Origin of the sequence: Eubacterium sp. BIOML-A2 (genome assembly GCF_009680135.1) — a bacterium.
Classification (GTDB): Bacteria; Bacillota; Clostridia; order Lachnospirales; family Lachnospiraceae; genus Faecalicatena; species Faecalicatena contortus_B.
Window position 1 is genome coordinate 24,217 of sequence record NZ_WKZK01000023.1, and the last position, 24,370, is coordinate 48,586.

18 protein-coding genes are annotated in these 24,370 nt (G+C 48.3%); 5 read left to right on the top strand and 13 right to left on the bottom strand.

Annotated elements, in window-relative coordinates; translation table 11 throughout:
• Positions 1-4: 4 nt before the first annotated feature.
• The 4 genes from GKG43_RS10125 to GKG43_RS10140 form a co-directional block, all read right to left on the bottom strand.
• Positions 5-883: an amino acid ABC transporter substrate-binding protein gene (locus GKG43_RS10125; protein WP_050642579.1), complete on the bottom strand. Its 879-nt coding sequence runs from the start codon at positions 881-883 to the stop codon at positions 5-7.
• A 181-nt stretch (positions 884-1,064) separates the two neighbouring features.
• Positions 1,065-1,832, bottom strand: a complete 768-nt coding sequence (locus GKG43_RS10130; protein ID WP_050642580.1) for a hypothetical protein — start codon at positions 1,830-1,832, stop codon at positions 1,065-1,067.
• Positions 1,807-3,090 carry a DUF5716 family protein gene (locus GKG43_RS10135; RefSeq protein WP_050642581.1) on the bottom strand — a complete coding sequence of 428 codons (1,284 nt, stop codon included), beginning with the start codon at positions 3,088-3,090 and terminating at the stop codon, positions 1,807-1,809. Before GKG43_RS10135 ends, GKG43_RS10130 begins: the two co-directional genes overlap by 26 nt.
• A 157-nt stretch (positions 3,091-3,247) precedes the next feature.
• Positions 3,248-6,538 (bottom strand): DUF5717 family protein, encoded by a 3,291-nt coding sequence (locus GKG43_RS10140; RefSeq protein WP_050642582.1) that lies wholly within the window; start codon positions 6,536-6,538, stop codon positions 3,248-3,250.
• Positions 6,539-6,661: 123 nt separating this feature from the next.
• Between GKG43_RS10140 and GKG43_RS10145 the strand changes: the two genes are divergently transcribed.
• Positions 6,662-7,756, top strand: a complete 1,095-nt coding sequence (locus tag GKG43_RS10145) for a threonine-phosphate decarboxylase (protein ID WP_055154574.1) — start codon at positions 6,662-6,664, stop codon at positions 7,754-7,756.
• Positions 7,757-8,219: 463 nt separating this feature from the next.
• Here GKG43_RS10145 and GKG43_RS10150 read toward each other — a convergent pair whose 3' ends face one another.
• Together GKG43_RS10150 and GKG43_RS10155 are read right to left on the bottom strand one after the other, a co-directional pair.
• Positions 8,220-8,564 carry a cupin domain-containing protein gene (locus GKG43_RS10150; RefSeq protein WP_050642584.1) on the bottom strand — a complete coding sequence of 115 codons (345 nt, stop codon included), beginning with the start codon at positions 8,562-8,564 and terminating at the stop codon, positions 8,220-8,222.
• 170 nt (positions 8,565-8,734) lie between these two features.
• A complete protein-coding gene (locus tag GKG43_RS10155; RefSeq protein ID WP_050642585.1) occupies positions 8,735-9,175 on the bottom strand; it encodes a GNAT family N-acetyltransferase in 441 nt (146 codons plus the stop codon).
• 321 nt (positions 9,176-9,496) lie between these two features.
• Here GKG43_RS10155 and GKG43_RS10160 point away from each other — a divergent pair, with 321 nt between their 5' ends.
• Positions 9,497-9,997 carry a phasin family protein gene (locus GKG43_RS10160; RefSeq protein WP_070102484.1) on the top strand — a complete coding sequence of 167 codons (501 nt, stop codon included), beginning with the start codon at positions 9,497-9,499 and terminating at the stop codon, positions 9,995-9,997.
• 12 nt (positions 9,998-10,009) lie between these two features.
• A complete protein-coding gene (locus tag GKG43_RS10165) occupies positions 10,010-11,626 on the top strand; it encodes an AarF/UbiB family protein (RefSeq protein ID WP_055154573.1) in 1,617 nt (538 codons plus the stop codon).
• Positions 11,627-12,047: 421 nt separating this feature from the next.
• Here GKG43_RS10165 and GKG43_RS10170 read toward each other — a convergent pair whose 3' ends face one another.
• The 5 genes from GKG43_RS10170 to GKG43_RS10190 form a co-directional block, all read right to left on the bottom strand.
• Positions 12,048-14,114, bottom strand: a complete 2,067-nt coding sequence (locus GKG43_RS10170; RefSeq protein WP_055154572.1) for a transglutaminase-like domain-containing protein — start codon at positions 14,112-14,114, stop codon at positions 12,048-12,050.
• A gap of 14 nt (positions 14,115-14,128) precedes the next feature.
• Positions 14,129-15,184, bottom strand: coding sequence for a DUF58 domain-containing protein (locus tag GKG43_RS10175; protein ID WP_129879060.1), 1,056 nt, complete (start codon positions 15,182-15,184; stop codon positions 14,129-14,131).
• 8 nt (positions 15,185-15,192) lie between these two features.
• Positions 15,193-16,140 (bottom strand): MoxR family ATPase, encoded by a 948-nt coding sequence (locus tag GKG43_RS10180; RefSeq protein ID WP_129879061.1) that lies wholly within the window; start codon positions 16,138-16,140, stop codon positions 15,193-15,195.
• A gap of 367 nt (positions 16,141-16,507) precedes the next feature.
• On the bottom strand, positions 16,508-18,481 hold the full coding sequence (locus GKG43_RS10185; protein WP_055154569.1) for an ABC transporter permease: 1,974 nt from the start codon (positions 18,479-18,481) through the stop codon (positions 16,508-16,510).
• Entirely contained in the window at positions 18,481-19,242 is a 762-nt protein-coding gene (locus tag GKG43_RS10190; RefSeq protein ID WP_055154584.1) for an ABC transporter ATP-binding protein, read from the bottom strand. The genes GKG43_RS10185 and GKG43_RS10190 overlap by 1 nt, the downstream gene beginning before the upstream one ends.
• 334 nt (positions 19,243-19,576) lie before the next feature.
• On the opposite strand from GKG43_RS10190, the gene GKG43_RS10195 reads away from it, so the two are divergent.
• Together GKG43_RS10195 and GKG43_RS10200 are read left to right on the top strand one after the other, a co-directional pair.
• Positions 19,577-20,926, top strand: a complete 1,350-nt coding sequence (locus tag GKG43_RS10195; protein WP_050642592.1) for a 4Fe-4S dicluster domain-containing protein — start codon at positions 19,577-19,579, stop codon at positions 20,924-20,926.
• Positions 20,927-20,941: 15 nt separating this feature from the next.
• A complete protein-coding gene (locus GKG43_RS10200) occupies positions 20,942-21,481 on the top strand; it encodes a BMC domain-containing protein (protein ID WP_025657787.1) in 540 nt (179 codons plus the stop codon).
• A 151-nt stretch (positions 21,482-21,632) separates the two neighbouring features.
• Here the strand turns inward: GKG43_RS10200 and GKG43_RS10205 are convergent, their stop codons facing one another.
• Together GKG43_RS10205 and GKG43_RS10210 are read right to left on the bottom strand one after the other, a co-directional pair.
• Positions 21,633-22,652 carry a sensor histidine kinase gene (locus GKG43_RS10205; protein WP_055154568.1) on the bottom strand — a complete coding sequence of 340 codons (1,020 nt, stop codon included), beginning with the start codon at positions 22,650-22,652 and terminating at the stop codon, positions 21,633-21,635.
• Entirely contained in the window at positions 22,649-23,320 is a 672-nt protein-coding gene (locus GKG43_RS10210) for a response regulator transcription factor (RefSeq protein ID WP_055154567.1), read from the bottom strand. The genes GKG43_RS10205 and GKG43_RS10210 overlap by 4 nt, the downstream gene beginning before the upstream one ends.
• Positions 23,321-24,370 lie beyond the last annotated feature (1,050 nt).

A 24,370-nucleotide genomic window follows, 5' to 3' on the forward strand; every position in this document is an offset into this window, starting at 1 on the left:
AATTTTATTTGCCTAAGCAGACAGCGTCTTCAACGCCCCACTTTTTAGCGATTGTCATGAATGTTCCATCCTCTGACATCTCATTCAGCGTTTTCTGAACCTGATCCCTAAGCTTCTCATTTCCCTTTTTAAATCCGACTGCATACTGCTCAGTGGAAATCGTCTCGTCCAGGGTTATGTATCCGCCTCCGCGGGATTCGATCTGATACTTTGCAACACCTACGTCCATTGCTACTGCTTCTGCAGCGCCTGCTTCCAGATCCATAAATGCCGTATTATAATCCGGTACCTGTGTCAGCTGACTGAAAGTTCCAGCCAATTCTTTCTGGTCTCCCTCCAGAGCTGCCAGTGCAGATGAATCAGCCTGTACTTCCACGATTTTCCCTGCCAGATCCTCCAGTGTTTTGATTCCGGAATCTTCGGCAACTACTACTACCTGACTGTTGTCTACGTATGGCTCTGACCATGTATAATCGTCTTCACGTCCATTCATGGTGAATCCGTTCCAGATACAGTCGATGGTGCCTGAACTAAGCTCCATATCCTTCGCATCCCAGTCGATCGGCTGCTTTTTCAGCTCCCAGCCGTTTCTGTCACACACTTCCTGTGCGAGATCCAGGTCAAATCCCACGTATTCGCCGTCATCATCCTTGTAGCCATAAGGTGGAAAACTTGCGTCAAACCCTACCGTAAAACTGTCTCCCTCGCTTTTCTCTGCGCTTACTCCATCTGTCTTTTCATCGTCTTTTGCGGAATCTTCTGTCTTGGTATCCTCTGTTTTAGTACCCTCTGACTTGCTATCTTCCGCTTTGTTTCCGCATCCTGCCAGCGCTGTTGTCAGCACAAGTGCAGCTGCCATTGCTACTGCTAATTTTCTCTTCATAGATACGCCCTCCCTGCCGTGGTGCTTTATTCTTTTACAAATTGATTACTTTACCACGCTAAAATCTTACATATAATAACATATTTCTATTCGAATGTCAATTGGGATTTGGGACGGGCTCGAGTCCTGACATGATGAAAGGGGACGCTTACCGTGGGCCGGGAGATGCTGCGGACAATGCCTATATGTGACTTCTCCGATACTGCTGTTTCCATTTTTCAAGCAGCACAGAACTTGGCTCCATTTGTATATGCTTCTTAATGTCTTCCATCTCCTGGCGCATCTGGGCGTTGACTTCCACATAGTCATCGTGCTTTGTCAGCAGGATGTGGTATTCCTCCAGGGACATATACTTGTAGGACGCGTACAGATACGGCTTGAGCAGTGCAGTGTCTTCGCAGATCTGGTAAGCCCGGTCGTACATCCTGGCCGACTCCTGATACAAAAACAGCCTCCCGTAAGCTGCGCCCAGCCCGGCGTATATCTTGCCGTAGAACTTGGGATCCACGCTTTCATCCGCCTCTTCGTTGAGAATGGCCTGATACACGAGGATCGCCTCCTCGATCTCCCCGCTCTCCAGCAGGTTATCGCCCTTATACTTCTGACGCTCAATGTCCTTCTGATTCTTCAGCCGCTCCAGCACGTTCTGAATCCGTATCATCTCCGGTTCCCTGAATATCCGGGAGCTCTTCAGGATCGTCAGTACAAACTTTTCCACCGAACCGCGCATCCGGATGACATCCCTGAGCTTCCCCGCCAGTTCCGGCATACCGATCTCTTCCTCCAGCCAGGTACAGAGCTGTTCGTTCATGATCGTGTAGTCAATCAGGTAGAGATTGTTGCACAGATAATAGCATAATTCTTCAATTGTAAATATCTTGCAGTGGATCCTTGTAATCTCATAAGGATGCGTTGCATGCCTGTCATGACAAAGAATTAAACTTCCCATCATTGCCTCCTAAATGTATAATCTTCTCTTCCTGAAAATCCGTAGGCAGGTAAAATTCCCCGAACCCTACGTCCCGCACTGTGATCTTACAGGTCTTTTCATCCAGAAACAGCGTCTCTATCTGCAGCCGCATGGAATATTCGCCTCTCTTCGGGAAATTTTCCAGCGAAATAACCTCTGTTTTTAAAGTCCCCTGCACCAGAGATTCTACATGCAGTTCTATGTTCTCCATATCCTCCAGAAGCACTTCCCACTGATTGTTAGACTCATACCAGTGCGCCCCCCAGGACACAATCGGGTACCACATCTCCTGACCGTCCACCCTCATATTCACCGTAATCTGATCCGTCAGCTTTGTATCCGAGAGGTACACCGGGTCTTCTATGTGCATAAACATCTTCCGGTAAGCCGTGTAACAGGCCCCCTTGCTGTACAGATTATTTCCGATGAAGGCTCTTCTTCCATTACAAAGTACGCGCAGAGAGGTCGGGTACCAGTTGTTTTCAAACCCCTCTCCTGTCAGAAAGACGGAGGATACAATGCGCTTATCAAATACGCTTTCTATAAATTTACAGAAACGTGAATCCGCCTCTTTCGCCTTGTCCTCATTCAGCACCGGATAAACGGCAGCCAGTTCTTTCATATGGGCGCTGGCGACTTCGTCTACCGTGACGAAAGTCGTTTTGCCCCCGCCCAGCCCGGGCTTCAGCCTTCTTAACATAAAAGCCTTGATCTCATTACGGTCACAGCAGAACAGTGCGGCATCGTACTGCCACAGCTCCTTGGGCTGGTAAAAAAGATAGTTGCAGAAACTTTCCTTATAATCCTGAATAAAAATGTGCCTCTTATCGATGTTCATGCGTACCGCAATCCCACGCAGAAGCTGAGCCAGCTCCTCAGTCAGTTCCGGGACAGAAAACACGATCCCCTCAATCTGCGGAAACGACTGCAGCGACATCTGCACAAACTTGGAGAGCAGCCAGACCGCATCATAAGTCTCTTCTCCAAACTCAATCTTTTCTCCTGCCAGGCTCTTGTCCAGCAGCCTCGTAACCGTAAACCCTTCTTTAATTGTAACCAGACGCTTTGCTTCCTTGCCGTAAGCCCATGTGTCCCTAAGTTTACCGATAATCAGTGGGATCTGGTAATTATCAGAATCCACCTCCAGTGTCTCCGGCTCCAGCTGCTGATCGTTGTAGAAACTGATCTGGCAGGTCTTATCATTTATCTCATATCCAATTATATTGCCTTGTCCCATTACAGACAGCCTCCTCACCCTTACCGCCGGGGCTTTTGCTTTGCCCTCCGGCCGCAATGTACTTTCTGCCGGCTATGTCCCGGTCTTCCCGGCGGCATAGTGACATTTTATGTTACCGATTCCAGGCTGGCCTGTGAACAGTAACCATCATCTTCCATTAATATTGTTCAAACATATGGGCGGCAATCGCATCCTCCGCCGCATATGACCTCATCTTTATATCCCGTTCCCTGCCATCCTCCAGCAGGATGTCGTTCAGACGTCCGTACCTTCCCGATTCGCCTTTCTTTACTTCCTTCACACAGGTTTCTTTATCGCTCCTGTATGTATTGCCGTCAATTGTTTCCTTAAAATAGTATTTTAGCTTTTCATTGGCAAACAACACAAACTTCTTCACATACAGGTTCTCGTACATCGGAGTCAGCACCTCGGTGGAGTAATCCACCTCCTCGGAATCCCCTTTCTGCAGCTGATAGTAAAGCATAACACGGCTGCCCTTCTGTCCCTTATATTCGATCAGCGTCTTATCCCAGAGCTGAAGTTCAATCAGCCAGTCTTTCTCATACGCGAGGAAAAATGGGAAATAAATCTGTTTGCCGCTGAGTTCCTGCAGGAACTTCTTCAGGGTCTTGCGTATCATCGAATTATATTCTCTGTTGGAATAGTACTTGAGAACCGCGATCTTACAGATATCTATCGTGTCCTCTCCCTTTTCATACTCTCTGCATATAATATCAATGATGCTCCTGCTGATCTTTCTTTCCTCCACAACATAGCCCCTGGACATATAGGCCAGATATGCCTGCTGCAGTCTGAAATAGGCGCCCTCCGCATAGTATTCCTCGAATACCTGCACTTCCGCAAACAGTTCTTCCGAGAAGAGCATCTGTGTCAGAATCCGCTCCGCCAGCTTATGAGTATGTACCTCATACTCCCGCGCCTCTCTCCAGAGCCGCTTCATATCAGTTGTGGCGCCGCAGTAATAATTGGAAAGATACGTCAGGATCACCTTATCGTACTGACCTTTTTTGAATAATTCAAAACAGATATAGGTCAGAAAATCATCGTTTTCGTAGTTATTCTCTCTGATGTTCTTACTGCAGAGACTAAATAATTCCTCTTCCCCATAGTTCTCTACGCCTTTTTCCCGCACAATATCAAGAGTCAGTGTTTCCTCTGCCTCTTCCATCCGGTTCATGCGCATGCTGTTGATATATTTCTTGCACATATCCATATAACGCAGTTCATAGAACATGCGTCTGCTCTCATAGGGAATCGAATCGGTATAATGCCTGCCGTCCCTGGATTCCCATACAAGCCTGTCCGTCTTGGCGTATAAGAAGACCTGGGCGCCCCGGTCCGTATACGGCACCTTTTGGGTAATGCTTCCGTCATCCGCTATGATGTGGATGAACTTCATGTTCGGTACCTTGGTAGTAATCTCATAGGCATGGCAGATATCATATAATGCCTTGATGCGCTCCGGATTCATGGAACGCTCCACGATAAAGCGCTTATAAATGATTCTCAGCTGTTCGTCGATGTGCCGTCTCTCCAGCTGGTTCCATGCAAAAGCCTCCATCTCATCCCGGTAATGCGCATAGATCTCGCTGGATTCATCCTCATACGTAATCAGATTGGAGTACAACAGAGCACACTTTCGGTAGTCCAGCGTGTTTCCATGCATAAAATACAGGTACACAGATCTTGGCAGTGCCTTGTGGAAATGGCTTTCCTTGATAGAAGCCATATAATATTCATAGAGCTGTGCAATCTTCTGCTCAGTCTCCACTGCTTTTTCATACCATTTAAAATAATCGTAGCCGATACAGTTTCCCTTGATCAAAAGGGTACAGATGGCTGTAAGGATCATGTTTTCCTCATACATCTTGTAGGCCAGTACCAGCGTCTCATACAGATGCCTGTCGAAATTCTTCAGCTGGCTTGCCAGATTCGCCGTATACAGGGCCAGCTCCTTTGTCATCAGCTTATATTTTGCCGCAAAATACAGCACCATAACCTCGAATTTGCCCAGCTTTTTCAGGGAGGAACTCTTATCCCTGAAGCACTTAAATGCCTCCATATAGAACCAGATACTGTGCGTCTTCTCCTCATAAAACTGACGTTCCAGTGCACGCAGGCGTTCGCTGTATATCTTGTACTCCGAGTCTACATTGACCAGCATGCACAGAATCAGCCAGCTCTCCGGATGCTTCATATAAGACTTGGAAAGTTCCTCTGCCACCCGCCGCTGCCCGATCGAATCGTTGCTAAGCAGGGTCGTAAGATATAAATAGTAGGAACTCATCTCAACATTTTTGCCAATTGCAAACCGGTTATAATTATAGGATTCCAGAATCCACTTCGCCTCTTCCAAGCGTTTTCCAAGCAGGCAGATATGCGCGTGTACAAGAAGATACAGTTCTTTCTTATTATCCTTCTCCCTGAGATGCTCTATCTTCTTCAGGGATTCCTCTGTCCAGGTATTCAGGTCTATCCTGCCGGCCTCATAAGTCAGATACCGCTTCACAATGCTGGTAAATTCCATATCGCCCGCACGGTGTTCCTCATCCCGCCTGACATCCTTCTCCACCACAATCTCGTAGGCCAGAGTCTCATAAGGAGTCTGCAGCGTGATCTGTCCGAAATTACTGCCCCGGTGCAGATGCTCCGGTGTGATAATATATTCCAAACGGTAGGAATTGCCGATAAACTCTTCCGTGGTTACCTTCACGTGCTCTACGGATAAGAAATCCCCTTCTGTCTGCACGTCAATAGACAGATATCCCCAGGTATTCTTTTTAATCGTCAAAGTTTCTTTACGAGCCTCTTCCACTTCCATAAAAGCGCGGCTCTCCTCTTCCAGGGTCAGAAATATCTTTTCTTTCTGCTTACAGCCCACAAGAAATTCCTCCAGGGCCTGCTGATCCAGTTCCCATTTGCGCATATTATCGTAAAGGGCCTGGATGCGTTTATCTTCATATTTTAAAATCTCGTAAAAATCTCTGGAGCGGAACAGCTTTTCCGCCTCTGCCGGATCCCGGAAAGAAAGCTTCTTAAAATCTTCCAGGCTCTGAACCTTTCCATAACTTGTCATTACAAAGGGCTTCTCAATGATTGCCGTAAATGCAACATCATATTCCCCTCCATTGCAGACTATGGTAAACCTGCCATGCTCCACATGGCCCGGCACCAGCCCGGAACCATCATATGTATAATAGATATTAACCGGGTTCCCATCGAAGCCCTGTTCCTCACAATGGACACGATAAGAAGAGGGATATACCAACCCTCTGATGGTCCCCTCGCCCTGGTTCTGCAGGGAAAAACTGCCCTTATACATCTCCCCCTCGCCGACACGCATAATAATCCGTGTCTCGGGGAAAATAATCTCCGGCTGCGGAATGTGAAAATCTCCTTTGGAAAGACGTTTAATCTTATTCTTCAAGTTAGTCACCTACTCATATTTCTTTCGTTGCATTTTTTCATAAGCACGCTATAATGAATTATATCATCTTTATACTATTTCTTGCAACGGGTGAATGAAAGAATTTGAAAGGGGATTGTATACATGAATACAAAACCAGAATTTCACGGCAGTGACCTGGAAAAAATATCGGAATACTACGGAATTCCTAAGGATTCCATCATCAGCTTCGGCGCCAATGTAAATCCACTCGGCCTTTCCTGGAAGGTAAAAGAGGCTTTAAGCCGCAATTTGGATATCATTTCCACCTATCCGGACAGAGAATATACTTCCCTTCGCCGCGCCATCGGCGAATACTGTCAGGTATCCCCCGCCCATGTCATGGTGGGAAATGGATCCACAGAACTAATCTCTCTGCTTATTGAACAGCGCCGCCCTAAAAAAACGCTCATACTGGGCCCCACATATTCAGAATATGCAAGAGAACTCTCTTTTTCTGACAGTATACAGGATTACTACCATCTGAATCCCGACACTGGATTTTGCCTCAACATCCCTGATTTTTTAGAAAGACTCGAGGCCGGATATGATCTCCTGATCATATGTAATCCCAACAATCCTACATCCTCCGTCATAGGCACCTCTGATATGCGCAGCATCCTGTCCGCCTGTCAGAAGGCCGGAACCTTTGTTATGATTGATGAAACCTATGTGGAATTTGCACCAGATATCTCTTCCGTAAGTGCCATGTCTCTTATTGAAGAATTCGACAACTTCATGGTTCTGCGCGGAGTATCCAAATTCTTCGCCGCTCCCGGCCTCCGCCTGGGTTACGGAGTCACCAGCAGCCAGTCCTTCCTGGCCCGGGTAAAGGAGCACCAGATTCCCTGGTCTCTGAACAGCATCGCCGCCTTTGCCGGAGAACTGATGCTGCAGGACACCAGTTATATAGAAGAAACCCGCTCCTTAATAACAACCGAGCGCACAAGAATGTTGGAAGAACTGCACAAAATAAGCGGCATCACCGTCTACGACGCCACCGCCAATTTCATCCTGATCCGTATCCGCAAACCCGATATGACTGCCTTTGACCTATTCGAGGCCTGCATCAAACAGGGCATGATGATCCGGGACTGTTCTTCCTTTCAGTGCCTGGAGGGAGAATACGTACGGTTTTGTGTTATGGGGCGCGAGGAGAATTCGAGGCTTATTGAGGTGATTCGAAGGAGTTTGGGGTAGGGGTTGGTATGGGGACGCTGTGCGGAAGTGGAACAGGGCTCTTCTGGTGACGGAATCAGGGCGTAAGCGCCGCTAATCAAAATCGGAGCCGGCATGTTGAACACCGCCGACACTCACGAGAATTCTGATGAATTCTCGCTGCGGGTCGGCTTTCCTCCAGGCCTTGTGGGCCTGGAGGAAGTTCACATGCCGGCTCCGATTTTGATAAAGCGGCGCTAACGCCCTGAAAGACGCCACCAGAAGAGCCCTGTTCCACTTCCGCACAGCTTGGCGCATCCAACCGTACGGGAAACACACTGCTCACTGTGGGAATTGCGGGCGGGGAAAGCGGATTAAGTTGAATTGGTGCAGCGATTTCGCCCAAACTGCTTTGTTCTTGCCGACTCGATCCACTGCTCCCGTCTGGGGAGCTTCCAGGTCTTGTTTTCTACCGATTTGATGCAGCCCGCTCCCATCAGGCGTCCTACTCCACCAATATCAACGCCACAAAAACAAGATCCTCTCCCCCCGTATTTTTGACTCCATGTCCGTCTCCGTTTTTGCAGTATACTACATCCCCGGCCTCTATTGGCACCGCTTTTCCGTTATCATCATACATTCCCTTTCCAGAGAGAATGTAGTACGTTTCGGTTTCTCCGTGATGCTCGTGATGGCCAAGTTCACAATTGGGCTTGAGCGTTACTTTTGAGAACATTTTGCAGTGGTTTCCAAGCTCTTCTGTGCTTAACAGGGCTTCCTTCATGATGAAGCCTGCACCTCCGTTTGCTTTTTCTACTGTCTCAATCTTTCTTTCGCCTGCTTTTGTCATATTGAAATCCTCCTTTTCTTTACTGTATATTCAGGTTACTTCCGTACGTAATCTGTGCTTTAAACCCATTCTCAATCTAACACAGAACATTGCATACCCATAGGGCACCCCGTAACTCATGCTCTCCGGGCGGATCCGCAGTAAACCGCGGAATATCGTATACATGTATGCTAAAAATCTTTCTTCATCTGTCGGTAATCCAGAACTTGATATCCCAGTTTCTCATAAAGGGCTTTTGCTCTTGTATTGTCATCTTCTATTTCCAGGCGGAAGCGTGTGACACCCTCTTCTCTGTGTGCTTCCATGTATGCAAAAAATTCGCTTCCCAGCCCCTTGGAGCGGTATTCTTCCAGGATATAGAGTTCTTCCAGCCAGTACACATACCCGCCGGCCTCCTGGGAAAATGTCTTCGCGATCAGGCCGTACCCCGCCATGCTGCCCTCATATTCCAGCATATAAATCTTTCCATAAGTTCCGCTGCTGATACATTCCTCGAAGGTTTTCTCAATGTATGAATCCGGTATCGGATGCAGCACTGCCGGTGAATGGTAGAAATCATGGGCCATCTTCAAATATTCTTCTCTGTCTTCCTGTCTCACTTCTCGTATCATATATGCCTCCTGTTGTATCCTTCAAATGTCTTTTTTTCGAAGCAGCTCTTCCTGGCCGCTATTTCCGGCCTCCACAAACTCCCGGCACGAAAACACACGGTCCTTCTCCAGCTCCACTGCCCTAATACTATCATATTTCCCGGAAAAGGTCTACTCTTAACCCATCAGTTTATTGGCCCGGATGCCGTGCAGAATGGTGCGCGTCCCCGTGAAAAATGGCCTCTTAACTTCCTTATGGAATTTTAAGAAATCATCTCCATGATTTGTGTTATAATATTTCTATACTAATTGACTGAATTCTCTAGAAAGGATGGTATATTTATGGAATTAAACGAAGGATTAAGGAAAATATTTCTTGCAGGTGTCGGTGCGGTAGCCACTACGGCGGAAACGGCAAAAGATGTGGTTGAGAATCTGGTAAAAAAAGGCGAGATTACTGTTGAGCAGGGAAAAGTCCTCAATGAAGAATTGAAAAAAAACGCCAAGGAAAAGATGAAGGAGCATGTGTCTGTCACAGTTGTGAAGGAATACAAAGATGCAATGACCGCAGTAGACCATATGAAAGAGGATGAGCTGGAAGCACTCAAGGCCAAAATCGCAGAGGTCGAAAAAGCCGCAGCACAAAAAGCTGCAGAGAAAGCCGCCAAAGAAGCTGCAGAGGAAAAGTCCGGGGACGGGGCCATGGATGAGGATAGCGATGACTCTTGTAAAGCAGCGGAAGAAGCTGTCGACACTGAGGACAGCCCGGCAGGGGAAGACCCCTGTACTGAGGACAGCCCGGCAGAGGAAGCAGAAGCTGCTGTCCCTCAGGACCCCCAATAGCAGGTTCTGCCTATGAATGAAACAATCGTAACCCCGGAGACATCCCAGGCAGAACCCCCTGCTTCCCAAAAGCGCCTGCGGGAGATCCTGCAGGTACTTGGTAAACATCACATAACCCGTGGGCTCACCCCGGCTAAGCTCCGCGAGATTCTGGAAGATTTGGGCCCAACTTATGTAAAACTTGGGCAGATTATGTCCATGCGTTCAGATATGCTTCCGGAAAATTACTGCCGTGAGCTGACGAAGCTGCGCACAGAGGTGAGCCCCCTGCCCTATTCCGTTGTGTCTGGAGTCATCGAAGAAGAGCTCAAAGAGCCGGCGGGAAATATCTTCTCACAGATTGAGGAGACTCCTCTCGGCTCTGCTTCGATTGCCCAGGTGCACCCCGCAGTCCTGAAGGATGGTACAAAGGTCGTTATTAAAATACAGCGGCCGGCCATAAAAGAGATCATGCAGGACGATATTCTGCTTCTAAAAAAGGCCGCTGGTATTCTGAAACTGGCTATAGGAACGGAAGACCTGATTGATTTCAGGACGATTCTGGATGAACTCTGGAAGACCACCCGGGAAGAAATAGATTTTCTTCAGGAAGCTGCAAACCTGAATCTTTTTTATGAGAACCAGAGGGATATTGTGTATGTCACCTGTCCAAAAGTATTTCATGAGTTCACTACTCCGCGGCTGCTTGTGATGGAGTATATTGACGGAATACAGATCGACGAGACAGTACGCCTCCAAGAGCTTGGCTATGATATGACAGAGATCGGCCAGAAGGCTGCCGAAAACTACTGTAAGCAGATACTCGAGGATGGTTTTTTTCATGCGGATCCCCATCCAGGCAATCTCTGGGTAGCCGGCGGACAGATCGCCTGGCTTGACCTAGGGATGACGGGCAGGCTGACTGAACACAACAAACAGCTGCTCAAGAAGGCGATCACGGCGATTCTGGAACACGATATCTATTCTCTGAAGAATGTGCTTCTGGCATTCGGGGAACCCCAGGAACGCGTCAACCATGCCAGACTTTATACAGACATTGATGATATTTTAAGCAAATATATGTCCATGGATTTCGGAACAATGAAGCTGGGAGAATTAATTGAGCGCATGCTTTCTCTTGTGAAGGAACACCGTTTGGCAATTACCCCGGACATTACGCTGCTCGGACGGAGCATGGTCACGATGGAGGGAACGCTGGCAGCCTGTGCCCCGGACGTCAATATTCTGCAGATTCTTTCCATGCACATGTCCACGCTCCTGCTGAAAGAACTGGATATAAAAAAGCTGCTCAGGCATAAGGGACGCCAGCTCTATACTTCTATGGATAAGTCCATGGAGATTCCGGCACAGATTTCTGATCTGCTTAATATTACCAAGAATGGACAGGCCCAGCTGAATCTGCAGCTTTCTGATTCCGAGGAGATACGCGCCGATATTCATAAAACGGCTGACCGGTTTATTCTGAGTATACTGGCGGCTGCTCTATTCATTGGCTCCGGAATGATTATTCATGTACGCACAATTCCACAGTGGTTCGGGATACCTTGGATCAGCTTTTTGGGGTATACGATCTCTGCGGTTATCATCGTTGGATTGATTGTCAGGATATTGCTGGCGCGGCGGAAGTAGGGGGAGGGGGCACTTCGCGGAAGGCGAACCGGGAGGGGCCGGGAAGGCGTGTGCTGTTTTGCATTACGACCCGCGGGCTAACCGGCAGTAAGAGGAACAACAAAGGATTGCAGGGAAACAGCGGCATTCACCGTCTAAGCCGATGCTTAGACGGCTCAGGCCTCTTTGGAAATTGCTTTGGTGAGCAATTTCCATCCCTGCAATCCTTTGTTGTTCCTCTAACTGCCGGTAAGCCCGCTCTACGCTATGCAAAACAGCACACGCCTTCCCGGCCCCTCCCGGTTCGCCTTCCGCAAAGCTGGGCGCATCCTACCGGAGGGAGTGAAAGTCGGTATTTTGTGGCTTGGATGGGTGGGGATGAATGGCGGGGCTGTATTAGGACAAGAGGATTTTGCTTGCTTATATATTGTTTTGATTTTGATTAGGGCAGGCATTTTATATAGCGGTATTGGAGCTTTTTGATTAGGGGCAGGTCTTTTTGGATGTGTTTTGATGTTTTTAGGTAAAGGGCGTATAAGTTTTGGTGGGTTTCTTTTGGGGGCGGGGTTTTGTCGTACATTGCTTTTTGGGCGGCCTGCCGGAGGGTATTGCAGTCTTGTTCGGTCAGGGCGGGCAGGACCTTTTTTAGGGTCTCGAAGGAATCTGTGCTGAATGGGGTTTTTATGTTTGTGCCCAGGACGGCGGCGGCCGCGCAGAAGGCCAGGCAGATCTCGATTATGCCCCTGCCCTGGGCGTATTTTTGTAGGGCGTTTGCTTTCTTTTTTCTTCGCACGGCAGCCTGTGTTGCTGTTAGGATTGTGCACAGGAATGCCAGCAGGTGGGCTGTAAGGATGGCCTGGGCCGGCTTCGATAAGACCGGACGGCTTACTGCGGGTTTGCTGGCGGATGCGGGCGGTACTGCTGCCTGGCTGTCTCCGGTGTATGGGAGGGTGTGCTCTCTTATGACCCATTTGTCTTCATAGGTTTCACACCAGGCATGGCCCATGTCGCCCGTTACTTCTGCACGGTAGGAACCGTCCGGCTGCTCTTTATAGGCCGATGGAGGGATGGCGTAGCCCTCGGCATACCTGGCTGTGTATCCCATGATACGGTACATCAGGACGGCCGTTGTTGCAAAATGGACACAGAATCCCTTTTTGTTTTCAAACAGGAAGTATTCGGCAAAGTCCTGCCCCGAAGGGGTGGCCCCGGGCTCATAATCGTATACCGTATTTTCCTCAAACTCTTTCTGTATAAATTCTGCGGCTTCCTCTGCTGAATGGGTCTCTTGTTTTTCGCACAGGCTGATCAGACGGGTCAGATTTCCTGGATATCCTCTATATTGATTTGGTATCTCATCATTCTCTTCCGGAGCTTTCCACGTACTGTCCTGATAGACTGCGCCGAACGTCAGCGGCAGATAAACGGTGCTCTCGGGGCGGGTTGGAGACGCTACTACAAGTCCTTTTCCGTCTCCCGGCTGAAAATATCCGATGTTCTGCAGGCTTGTTGACTGATCCGGTGAAAACAGGTCATGGGGGATTCCGGCTGTCGTTCCTCCTGCGTTTGGAAACAGTCCTTCCTGGGTATCTTCCTCGTTCTGTATTTCGTTATCCTGGTTTTCCTCCGGTGCAGTATCCTTTGGCTCTTCCGGCTTCTCTTCTTCTTTTTCTTTTGGTTCTTCCTCTTCTTTTGATGCACCGGCAGCCTCTTCCAGCCTCTGGATGACATGTTTCTCGATTGCTGCCTGTGCCCGGATATACACCCCATTTTCTACGGTCTTATGTGCCTCGATCCGGCCTGCTGCTCCCCAGGAGACTGCGCAGAGCACAGAGACCAGCACCGCGGCTGTCAATGCATTTCCCCAGACAGATCTCGCTGTACTGCCTGTTCCTATGGCAAAATAGATACCGCAGGCCAAAACCAGCAGACCACAGGATCTCACCGATGGAAAATAACCTTCCGTGGCAGAAAGGATTGCCGGAATTAAAAGCAGCACTATGACGGCCGCCTTTCCTTTTCCGCGGACCAGAACGAGGGAAAATACCGCTATGATTGGTATGGTGGCTGCCGCAATCCCCACGGCCAGCAGGACCTTGGAGACCTCAGGCACTTCATAGAGAAGAAGCGGCACACTGCCCTCCTCGTGAATACGCAGATAGGCATTCGCCAGTGAATTCACTACTGCTATGGCAGGCACACGGTTTTTCCATGCCAGAAATATCAGGGCCGCGCCTCCTGCAGCCAGATACAGTATTTTTTTCTTTCCCCTGCTTCCCCACAACCACAGCCAGAATATGGACAGCAGAAAAAGGCAGCCGTACAGCCAGGCTTTTAATACATGCAGGGGGAACACGGACAGCAGGCTCTCCCACCATGCCGCGGCAAGAAAGCCCGCAGACAATGCTCTTGCCGCAAACAGACTGATCCGGTTTATTCCCCCGGATGTCTCTCTGCTCTTCTGTTCAAACAGCCTGATGCCTGATTTGCATTCTTTTCTGTTTTTCATCGACAGTCTCCTCCCTAAAGCTGCAGTAATTCCTGCTTTTCACCATCGACGGTTATCCCGCCCTGTCCGTCGATTTTAACAATACTGCTGAAATGCTCCCCGCGGAATGCATCTTCATAGCAGGCTTTGCGCATATTGTCATCCGTATACGGCTCCATTTCCAGCATTCTCCACAAAAGGCCGTGCACAGTCTCCTCACTGCTGACCTTCCATTTCACAATTCTCATATTCTTCTCTTCAAACCAGGCAGCCATATGAATACATTTCTCCTCCGCCAGCGTCATGCACAGGGAAGCGGCTGATTCCAGCATTTTACTGAATCCCTCACTGCTCTGCCCTTTTTTCGGATACTCCATCCAGACCAGCACGACACATCCCAGGGGAAAGCTGTATTCCTTCACCATCAGTGCATCTTCCTTGGCTGTCAGCTTCCAGTGGATATCGTGTACAGAATCCCATGGGCGGTATTCCCTGATCTGATAGATTTCAGAGGGATCATCCCCGCTTTTCTCTACGGAATATTCATCCGCATCGGCCAGAAACTCCCGGGTTCGTCTCGTAATTTCCAAAGGCATCAGCCCTGCCTTGGGCATGATCCCTACATAAGCCTTATCCGCAAGGGGAATGGTTCTGTAAAACAACCCGAAAAAGTCGAAGATTTTCATACCGTCCAACGCGACTTCCATGCTTCCGCAGTATTCCGATGTAAAATAAAACGGAAGCGCTTTTTTTCTGCCCGGCTCCAGCATTCCGGACATCTTTTTTACCGTCATCTGACCAGAATTTCTTCCGCCGATCTTCACCCGAAGTTCATATTTCCCATTCCAGATCCTGGAGGTATTATTCACCCATAATTTCACCCTGATTTTCTGGTTTTTCTCCCCCATAGCCGGAACCTTACCGATCCCCGCCGTCAACCTGGCAGACATGTTGTGCAGACAGGCAAATGAAACAACGGGATACAGGATTTCCAGCACTAAAGCGGCTGAAAGGGCCGGAGTATCATACATCAGGAACAGATACCCGGTTACCAGAACCGCCGCCGCATATCCAACTGTTCGTCTTATCATGCCGTCACCTAACGCCTTTTCATAACCGGTGGCTTCACTTCTTCCATGATCTGTTCCAGTACATCTTCCGTCCGGATATGCCCGACCTTTGCTTTGGTGCTGAGCAGTACCCTGTGCCCTGCCACACATTGAAACACATCCGCCACATCATCTGGAATCACATACTCCCGGCCCCTCATATAAGCGCCGGCCTTAGCCATAGCCGCCATGGCCACGGTTCCCCTCGGGCTCAGCCCCATCGCAATGTGTTCTCCGCCTCTGGTGGCCTTTGCCAGCTGGGCAATATAAGTGTATACGGCGTCATGTATAAACAGATTTTTCACTTCCTCCTGTGCCCGCACAAGCAGCTCCGCCGTCATCACCCGTCTTACGGGCCCGGTACTCCGCCCTGACTGGTTTCTCTTCATAATCTCTACTTCTTCTTTCACGCTCGGATACCCCATACTGACACAGATCATAAAACGATCCAGCTGAGACTCCGGAAGCAGCTGTGTTCCCGCAGAACCGGCGGGATTCTCCGTAGCGATCACAATAAAAGGATTCCCCGTTTTTCTGGTCACCCCATCCACGGTCACCTGTTTTTCCTCCATAACCTCCAATAGAGCGGACTGCGTCTTTGGCGAGGTCCTGTTGATCTCATCCGCCAGCAGCAGATTGCACATCACCGCCCCCGGCTGGTACACAAACTGCTCCGTCGCCTTCTGATACAGCGTAAACCCTGTCAGGTCGGCAGGAAGCACATCCGGAGTAAACTGGACCCGCTTCTCCTCAAGCCCCATAGCTTTAGAAAAAGCAAGGGCCATGGTAGTCTTTCCCATCCCCGGAATATCCTCCACTAAAATATGCCCCCCGGCCAGAATCGCCATCATAATCTTTTCCGTAATCTCCTCTTTCCCAACAACGGCCCTGCCGACCTCTTGAAGCACCGCATCAATAGCCTCTCTATAATCAGACATAAAACGCCTCCTCCTGACAAATACTTGTTCCCCAAATTATATCATATAATCGAAAGGTTTGGGGAATGGATTCGCCTGTCTGGGGCGGGAGGGACTACGGGGGCGTGCATCCATGCGGATGGAAAGAACCTTTGAAGGCGTTTCAGACGGCAGCAGCGGATGAAACTGGCTATGCGTATATTAAAGCCCCCTTTACCTTTATAGATATCCTGCCCTTTTACGAAATCTACTACCCCAGCCATTCCTTCCCGCTTCATCGATTCCATCCGCTGCCCCCGCCAAGATCCCCCGTCAGTGAAGCCACTTCTACCGTCTTGATGCCCCTATGTCCGGTTCCTGAAGCGTCCCCTCAACCGCCAAAATGCCTTCACTGCACAATCCTATAATATTGTTTGGAGGTTATTAGGAAGATGGCTGCGTAAAATACTGCGAATATGAGTACCGTTCCCACGGTACACAGGAAAAACAGGTGTACGTTTGTGAGGTTCATGACCGCCAGCAGTTTTGTAACCGTTTTGAAGGCGAAGGCTACATGGATAATGGCTGCAATCAATGGCAGAAAGAAGACCATTAGTACCTGGGTTTTGATGGAACGTCTTACTTCTTTTTTGCTCATTCCTACTTTCTGCATGATCTGGTAGCGGCCGCGGTCGTCGTAGCCCTCAGATATCTGCTTGTAATAGATAATCAGGACAGTGGCCATCAGGAATAATGCACCTACAAATACGCCAAGGAATAAGAATCCGCCATACATTACATAAAACTCTCCTCTGTAGGCTTCTCTGTACTCGATGCGTGATTCTGCAACCTCTTTTGCCAGACGCTGCTCTATTGCTTTTGCAGCTGTATTTTTATCTTCTTCCTTTCCGCTCATGTTGAAGGAATCGGAATAGATGATCGTGTCTGCACCTTCATAGCCGTATTGCTGTTTTAGGTCTGCGATCTGCTGTATATCTGACATCACTACGACCATTCCCTCCACTGCTCCGGAAACTTCATTCTCTGCCTCTTCTTTCAGGCTGACCGCCTTTTTTACTTTATAGGATACATCCTCTATCTGCAGCACGTCTGACTTCCATTCTCCGCCGGACATATGGATCAGTACTTCATCTCGCTCCAGTGTCTCATTGGTTCCCTCCAGCCTGTTGTAGTCTGATAAGGGGATGATCTCCAGCCATCTGAAGTCTTCTGTTGTGTAAGATTTATCCGGCTTTTCTTCCAGCAGAACCGTACTGTTTATTTCGTCATATATTACAGTAAAGCTTCCGGAACTGTATGATTTTCGGTCTTCTATCTTTACCCCGGCTTTTTTTGTCTCTTCTTCTATAATATGGTCCGTCTTGTCCCGATTTTCCTGTGACGCGTCAAAAACCATCACATCCATGTCCGTAGGAAAACGCGTTGCCAGCAGATTCTCCATGCCTGCATATAGCGAAACGGAAACGGAAATCATGACCAGGACTATAGTGCTTAAGATACAGATATTTGCAAGTCCCACTGCATTTTGTTTCATTCTGTATATCATTCCCGATACGGCGGTGAAATGCCTGCTCTGATAGTAAAACTTTTTATTCTTTTTCAGAATTTTCAGGACAGCAATACTTCCGGCAGTAAACAGACAGTATGTTCCTATAATTACAAGGATGACTGCCGTGAAGAACTTACCTATGGCTGCCAGCGGGGAGTCCGTGGTCTGCGCAATATAGTAGCCGATTCCAAGGTTCACCGCCCCGATCAGCGCGAACAGCCACTTTGTCTTTGGTTCTTTTTCTCCCTGGCTGCCGCCGTGCAGCAGCTCGATCGGATTGGCCTTCTGCACCTGAAACAGATTGAAGATAAAAGTTATCGCAAACGTAATAAGAAACAGTACAATGGTGCCGATCATGGCCGCCGGTTCTACCGCAAACTTCAGTGGAACCTCAAAATGGATCATTTTCAATAAAATCAGAAACATGAGCTTTCCAAGCAGAACGCCCAGCACCAGACCCAAAAGGATACTGATTAGGGTTGTTAGGATTGATTCCCATGCCATCATTTTGGTCAGGTTGCCCTTATCCATCCCCAGCACCTGATATAGCCCGAATTCCTTTTTTCTCTGTTTAACCAGGAAACTGTTCGTATAAAACAGAAATACCACGGAAAATATTCCCGTAATCGTAACCGCCCATCTGAGAACCAGCCTCAGTGTATCTGCACCCTGCATCTGATCCAGCCCTGTATTCCTGCTGATGGCATTCATCACGTAGAACATCATGACTGTCAGCACACAGGTCAGCAGGTAGGGGATGTAAGTCTTTCCGTTCTTTTTTAAGTTTGTTAATGCAAGCTTTGGATAAAACATTACTGCTCACCCCCTGTGCTTAAGACAGTCAGCGCCGCGGAGATTTTCTGGTACATTTCCTCATTTGTCTGATTGCCTCTGTATATCTGGTGGTAGACCTGCCCATCCTTGATAAACATGACGCGGTTCGCACTGCTTGCGGCTTTTACACTGTGTGTTACCATCAGAATGGTCTGCCCGTTCTGATTGATTGTGTTGAAAAGATTCATCAGGTCGTCCGAAGCTCTGGAATCCAGCGCTCCCGTCGGTTCATCAGCGAGGATCAGCTGGGGTCTCGTGATCAGAGCCCTGGCAACAGCCGCACGCTGTTTCTGCCCTCCGGAGACTTCGTAGGGGAATTTTTTCAGCAGATCTGTGATTCCAAGCTGGGCGGCTATGGGCTCCAGCCTGTGTCTCATTTCTTCGTATTTTTTCCCCGCCAGAACCAGCGGAAGGTAGATATTGTCTTCCAGTGAAAAGGTGTCCAGCAGGTTGAAGTCCTGGAAGACGAAGCCCAGGTTCTGCCTTCTGAATGCCGCCATTTCCCTGTCTTTTATAGTACTTAAGTCACGTCCTTTCAGAAGTACTTTTCCGCTGGTAGGTTTATCCAAAGATGCCAGGATGTTCAGCAATGTCGTTTTTCCGGAACCGGATTCGCCCATGATTGCCACGTATTCCCTCGGCTCTATGGAAAAGGTGACGTCCGCAAGGGCCTGCACCTGACTGCCTCCGAATCTGGTTGTATAAATCTTTTTTACATTTTTCACATCTAATAATGACATAAAGCTTTCCTGCCTTTCTTTCCTCATTGTTTTCCTGTCTATGCACATATTATAAGGCACCAGCACTGTCTCCATCCATAACTTTGCCTTTCAAAACCCGGGGAAATCCTTACGTTTTTGTAAGATTCGGTCATTTTTCTCTGTTGCTTTTACGAAAAATATGATATGATGGCACTGTGTTATTATTTTATCAGATAAACACATCCTATGTCCACAAGGCCAAATATCCTTTGGCCCCGCGGGCAGCTGTCTCCCCGGAATCGCTGTGTATTGCACGATTATTCCGTAAAAGGCCTGCTGCTTTCGCGAAAATCAATGAATGGAGAAAGAAGCTATGAGTTTAATTGAAACAGTAAAAGATGCCGGTATTGTAGGGGCCGGCGGGGCAGGATTTCCTACGCATGTGAAGTTGAACACTAAGGCCGAGTATTTTATCGTCAATGCCGCCGAATGTGAACCATTGATTGAGACTGACAAGTATCTGTGCAGAACCTTTGCCGATGAGTTAATTAAAGGAGTCATGTATATTGCCGGACATCTCGAGGCAAAGAAGTCTTACATAGCGCTCAAAGCTAAATACAAAGCCGAAATTGCCGCTTTAAGAGAGGCAATTGAAAAAAATAATGCAGATATCGAGATTTTTGAGATGAGAACCTTCTATCCCGCCGGGGATGAACAGATTATCGTGCAGCAGGTTACCGGCAGGACCGTCCCTGAGCGCGGCATTCCGATTGAAGTCGGTGCCGTCGTGGATAACGTGGGAACCGTGATTGGCATTTACCGTGCACTGACAAACGGTGACAAGGTAACGGACAAGTATTTATCCGTTGTCGGCGAAGTGAAGGAACCCATTATGCTGAAGGTGCCCATCGGAACATCCGTCAGAACATGCATCGAGGCGGCGCAGCCTGTGATCTCCGATTATGCCGTCATTCTCGGCGGCCCTATGATGGGGAAGGTCTTTGCAGATGACAGCGCCATTGACCAGCAGGTCGTGACAAAGACAACCGGCAACATCATCGTTCTCCCGAAGGACCACTATCTGATCAGGAGAACACAGGTTTCCATCCAGAGGATTAAGCATCAGGCGAGAAGCGCCTGTATCCAGTGCAGAATGTGTACAGATCTGTGCCCGCGTTTCCAGATCGGACACAGCATCAAGCCTCATCTTGTCATGAGAAATGTCTGGAGAGAAGAGACGATTGATTCCAACGAAGAATTCGCAAAATGCTACGGCGATGCAGTGAACTGCTGCAGCTGCGGCGTCTGTGAGATGTTCTCATGTCCAATGGGACTCTCCCCGAGACAAGTGAATGATTATATGAAGGTACAGCTTCGTGAACGCGGAATTATGATCGATAAGACTCCGGATCCGACGGCAAGGCCGACGATTGATCTCAACCGGATTCCAACCGACCGCCTGATCGCACGTCTGGGGCTCGGAAAATATAATGGGCTGCATGCACACAGCTGTACGGAACTATTTCCCAGGGAAGTATTCATTCCATTATCACAGCATATCGGCAAGCCGGCGGCAGCAGTTGTTAAAGCCGGCGACACCATACATAAAGGCGACTTAATCGGTCAGGCAGATGAAAAAGCGCTGTCAGCCAATATTCACGCAAGCGTGAACGGGACAGTCACCGAAGCAGCACCAAACGGTATTCGAATAAATGTAAACTAATGGAGGAATTTAAAAATGGGAAATTCAGTAGGAATGTTAGAATTGTCCAGTATAGCGAAAGGAATTGAGACCTGCGACCATGTACTCAAGGCCGCAGAGGTTGAATTATTAAGGTCATCCACGATCTGCCCCGGTAAATATCTCATCATTATCGGCGGTGATACCAGCAGCGTGAATGCTGCTATGAATGTAGGGGAAGAGATAGCAGGGCCATTCCTGGTAGATAAATTGCTGATCCCCAATATCAGCGACCAGCTGATGCCAGCGATCAGTAATACCTCACAGGTTCCGACCACCGGAGCTGTGGGCGTGATTGAGTTCTATTCCGTATCTTCTGCAATTGTAGCGGCGGATACCGCTGCGAAAGCTGCCGATATTCATCTGATCGAGATCCGCACCGGTTTTGCCGTAGGCGGCAAGGGATTTGTTACCATGTGCGGCGATGTCAGCGCTGTGACGGCTGCAGTTAAGGCTGCGGAGGCTGTAAGCGAACTGATGGTTAACAGTGTGGTTATTCCACGGCCGACTGAGAAACTGTTTGAGGCACTGATGTAAAGAAATGCCGAGTTAAGGCGTTTTATCGTTGAACAAAGTGGAATAGGAAAGTTCTGAGCACTTTCCTATTTATATAAAGAAAAGTTCTGCCATGGTGGGAACCTTCATGGCAGAGCTTCTTTTTTACTTTATTTTCTACCGCAGTTTCTTACTACTCTGTAACCAGAGGTTCCCGGTGCAGATACAGCCGTATCTTTGTGCCTCTTCCGACTTCAGATTCAGCGGTCAGGCCGTGGTTTAATTTGTCACAGATGGATTTGCAGAGATATAATCCGATACCCGTTGACTTTTTATCCTTTCTCCCATTGTATCCCGTAAATCCCTTTTCAAATATTCTGGGCAGGTCTTCCGCCTGGATACCGATGCCTGTATCTTCTATTACAAGCACTTCTTCCGGCCCCGGCTCCATATATATGGAAATGGTACCCTGACCTGTATATTTCAAGGCATTTGACAGCAGCTGTTCCAGGACGAGAAGGAACCACTTTTCATCCGTCAATACCATTCCCTCACATTTCTGATAACTGAGATGGATTTTTTTCAATATGAAAAGCTGAGAATATTTGCGCACCGCCTGGCGAACGATATCATCAATGGAGTACCACTGCAGAGACAGATCGGATGACATATCCCCCATCCGCAGATAAGAAAGCACCATTTCCACATACTGTTCCGTCTTGAACAGCTCCATCTTCATTGGTCGGATCAGCTCTGCCTCCTCCTCGATCTCCCCTTCCTCAAATGACTGCAGCAGCAGGCGCATAGCCGCCAGGGGGGTCTTAATCTGATGGGCCCACAGGCCGTAATAGTCCAACATCTCCTGTCTCCCAATGCGGGCCCCTGTTTCCATTTCTTCTTTATAATCAAACAAAATTTGTAGCTTTTCACGGTACAGTAATTCCGTCAGATCTGTCGTAGAAGGCGCCTCTCGCCACTCGTACGGCAGGGCCGCCTGCGCTTCCTTTACCTTTTCAACATGGCGGCAGAAGCCGGTAAAATCGCACACTGCAAACACTGCAGACAACACAGCAGAAAGCAGTACCGCATATCCCAGTGCATCTGACCTGATGTTATACAGGTACAGAACAAGCCAGAATATCCCAAGTATAAGAAGCAACAGGATCATATATTTTAATCTAGATTTTATAAAAAAGCCCAGTTTTTTCTTCATTCCAGCAGATACCCAATCCCTTTCTTTGTACAGATAAAGTCCGTGATTCCGATTCCCTCCAGTTTTCTGCGCAGCCTCGTAATATTAACCGTCAATGTATTGTCATCTATAAACTCATCGCTTTCCCAAAGACGTTCCATAATCCGCTCGCGCTTCACAATCTTTCCCGCATTTTCCATCAATATCTGGAGGATTTTAAAATCATTTTTCGTCAAATCCAGTTTCCTGCCCTCGTATGTTAAAGCGGCATCGTTCAAATTCAAAATGACGCCTTTGTACTCCAGCACATTCAGCTGCCCCTGGAATGAATAAGTCCTGCGCAGAAGCGCCTGGATCTTCGCCGTAAGCACATTCAGGTCAAATGGTTTCTCAATAAAATCATCCCCGCCCATATTCATGGCCATAACAATATTCATATTATCGCTGGCGGAGGACAGGAAGATCATCGGTACTTTCGATATCGCCCGGATCTGCGTACACCAGTGGAATCCATTATAAAATGGGAGCAATATATCCATCAGCACAAGCTGAGGCTCAAACGCAATAAACTCCTCCTGGACATTTTTAAAATCCTTGATGCATCTCACCTCATAGTCCCATTTCACCAGGTGTGCCTCAATCGTCTTCGCAATTGTCAGATCGTCTTCTACAATTAAAATCTTATACATAATGCCCTCTCCTTTGCAAAGGGGTCAGACCCCTGTGCAAATCTCACACAATTTCTGTTATTTACTGTCATCTTTCTTCTCCTATTATACTCTGCTTCTTTTGCATATCACAATACCTAATTTTAGTCGGCTAGTTTTAGCCTAGTCGACGGATGGGGACGCTTCATGACAGGGAGGCCGGGGAAGTGCTGGGGCTGTATATGCCGTTGCGATATGCACCCGTGCTGCTAAGTGTTTCTAGAACAGCCCCAACACCTCCGCGGCCTCCCTGTCATAAAGCTGGTTCATCCAATCGGTAGGAAAGCCCGCCAACCGGGTGGGATCCCGGACCAGGGCAGCGGGTGGGATCCCGGACCAGGGCAGCGGGTGGGATCCCGGACCAGGGCAGCGGATGTGGATTGGCTATGCATATCTTTTCATCTTCCAGATGTGTATGAACTGGAAGCCGTATCACCTTGCTTATATACACCTACTGGGGACATAAAAGTCCCGCCAATTCTATATCCATACGCTGCCCCCGTTTGAGGCCCCTCCTTAGAAACGAGCTTTTTCCTGCCGGTTGGATGCGCCAGCTCCATGAAGGGATAGCTGAAAACCTCCCGGAGAACATCCATGTCCTTTCAAAAACGCTCTAAGCGGGCCTTAGAAATTCTTGGTGGGAAACAGCCCTGAAAATGGAGAGATTTTTGGATTCCGAATCCAAAAATCAGCTGACCCAGCGCGAGAAATCATCGGATTTCTCGTGATGTGTCAGTGGTGCTCCATTTTCAGGGCTGTTTCCCGCCTAGAATTTCTTAGGCCCGCGGCCGCGTTTTTGAAAGGACATGGATGTTCTCCGGGAGGTTTGCGGCTATCCCTTTATGGAGCGTCCCCCATCCGTGCCGCGACTAAAGCGCGTCACTAATTCCCGATTTGGATGTTAACTGCAATATGAAAGTCCTTCTAAAGATTATCTTTTGAAATTCTTTAGATTATATGTATTGACAATATATATTATACAGAATATAATATACTCATAAAAGATATATGTAAAACAAAAACATATAGAAA

What these genes read in the sequence shown, in the direction of transcription:
- GKG43_RS10125 (WP_050642579.1), bottom strand. Translation starts at nt 883, where the DNA reads ATGAAGAGAAAATTAGCAGTAGCAATGGCAGCTGCACTTGTGCTGACA.
- GKG43_RS10130 (WP_050642580.1), bottom strand. Translation starts at nt 1,832, where the DNA reads ATGGGAAGTTTAATTCTTTGTCATGACAGGCATGCAACGCATCCTTAT.
- GKG43_RS10135 (WP_050642581.1), bottom strand. Translation starts at nt 3,090, where the DNA reads ATGGGACAAGGCAATATAATTGGATATGAGATAAATGATAAGACCTGC.
- GKG43_RS10145 (WP_055154574.1), top strand. Translation starts at nt 6,662, where the DNA reads ATGAATACAAAACCAGAATTTCACGGCAGTGACCTGGAAAAAATATCG.
- GKG43_RS10150 (WP_050642584.1), bottom strand. Translation starts at nt 8,564, where the DNA reads ATGACAAAAGCAGGCGAAAGAAAGATTGAGACAGTAGAAAAAGCAAAC.
- GKG43_RS10155 (WP_050642585.1), bottom strand. Translation starts at nt 9,175, where the DNA reads ATGATACGAGAAGTGAGACAGGAAGACAGAGAAGAATATTTGAAGATG.
- GKG43_RS10160 (WP_070102484.1), top strand. Translation starts at nt 9,497, where the DNA reads ATGGAATTAAACGAAGGATTAAGGAAAATATTTCTTGCAGGTGTCGGT.
- GKG43_RS10165 (WP_055154573.1), top strand. Translation starts at nt 10,010, where the DNA reads ATGAATGAAACAATCGTAACCCCGGAGACATCCCAGGCAGAACCCCCT.
- GKG43_RS10170 (WP_055154572.1), bottom strand. Translation starts at nt 14,114, where the DNA reads ATGAAAAACAGAAAAGAATGCAAATCAGGCATCAGGCTGTTTGAACAG.
- GKG43_RS10175 (WP_129879060.1), bottom strand. Translation starts at nt 15,184, where the DNA reads ATGATAAGACGAACAGTTGGATATGCGGCGGCGGTTCTGGTAACCGGG.
- GKG43_RS10180 (WP_129879061.1), bottom strand. Translation starts at nt 16,140, where the DNA reads ATGTCTGATTATAGAGAGGCTATTGATGCGGTGCTTCAAGAGGTCGGC.
- GKG43_RS10185 (WP_055154569.1), bottom strand. Translation starts at nt 18,481, where the DNA reads ATGTTTTATCCAAAGCTTGCATTAACAAACTTAAAAAAGAACGGAAAG.
- GKG43_RS10190 (WP_055154584.1), bottom strand. Translation starts at nt 19,242, where the DNA reads ATGTCATTATTAGATGTGAAAAATGTAAAAAAGATTTATACAACCAGA.
- GKG43_RS10195 (WP_050642592.1), top strand. Translation starts at nt 19,577, where the DNA reads ATGAGTTTAATTGAAACAGTAAAAGATGCCGGTATTGTAGGGGCCGGC.
- GKG43_RS10200 (WP_025657787.1), top strand. Translation starts at nt 20,942, where the DNA reads ATGGGAAATTCAGTAGGAATGTTAGAATTGTCCAGTATAGCGAAAGGA.
- GKG43_RS10205 (WP_055154568.1), bottom strand. Translation starts at nt 22,652, where the DNA reads ATGAAGAAAAAACTGGGCTTTTTTATAAAATCTAGATTAAAATATATG.
- GKG43_RS10210 (WP_055154567.1), bottom strand. Translation starts at nt 23,320, where the DNA reads ATGTATAAGATTTTAATTGTAGAAGACGATCTGACAATTGCGAAGACG.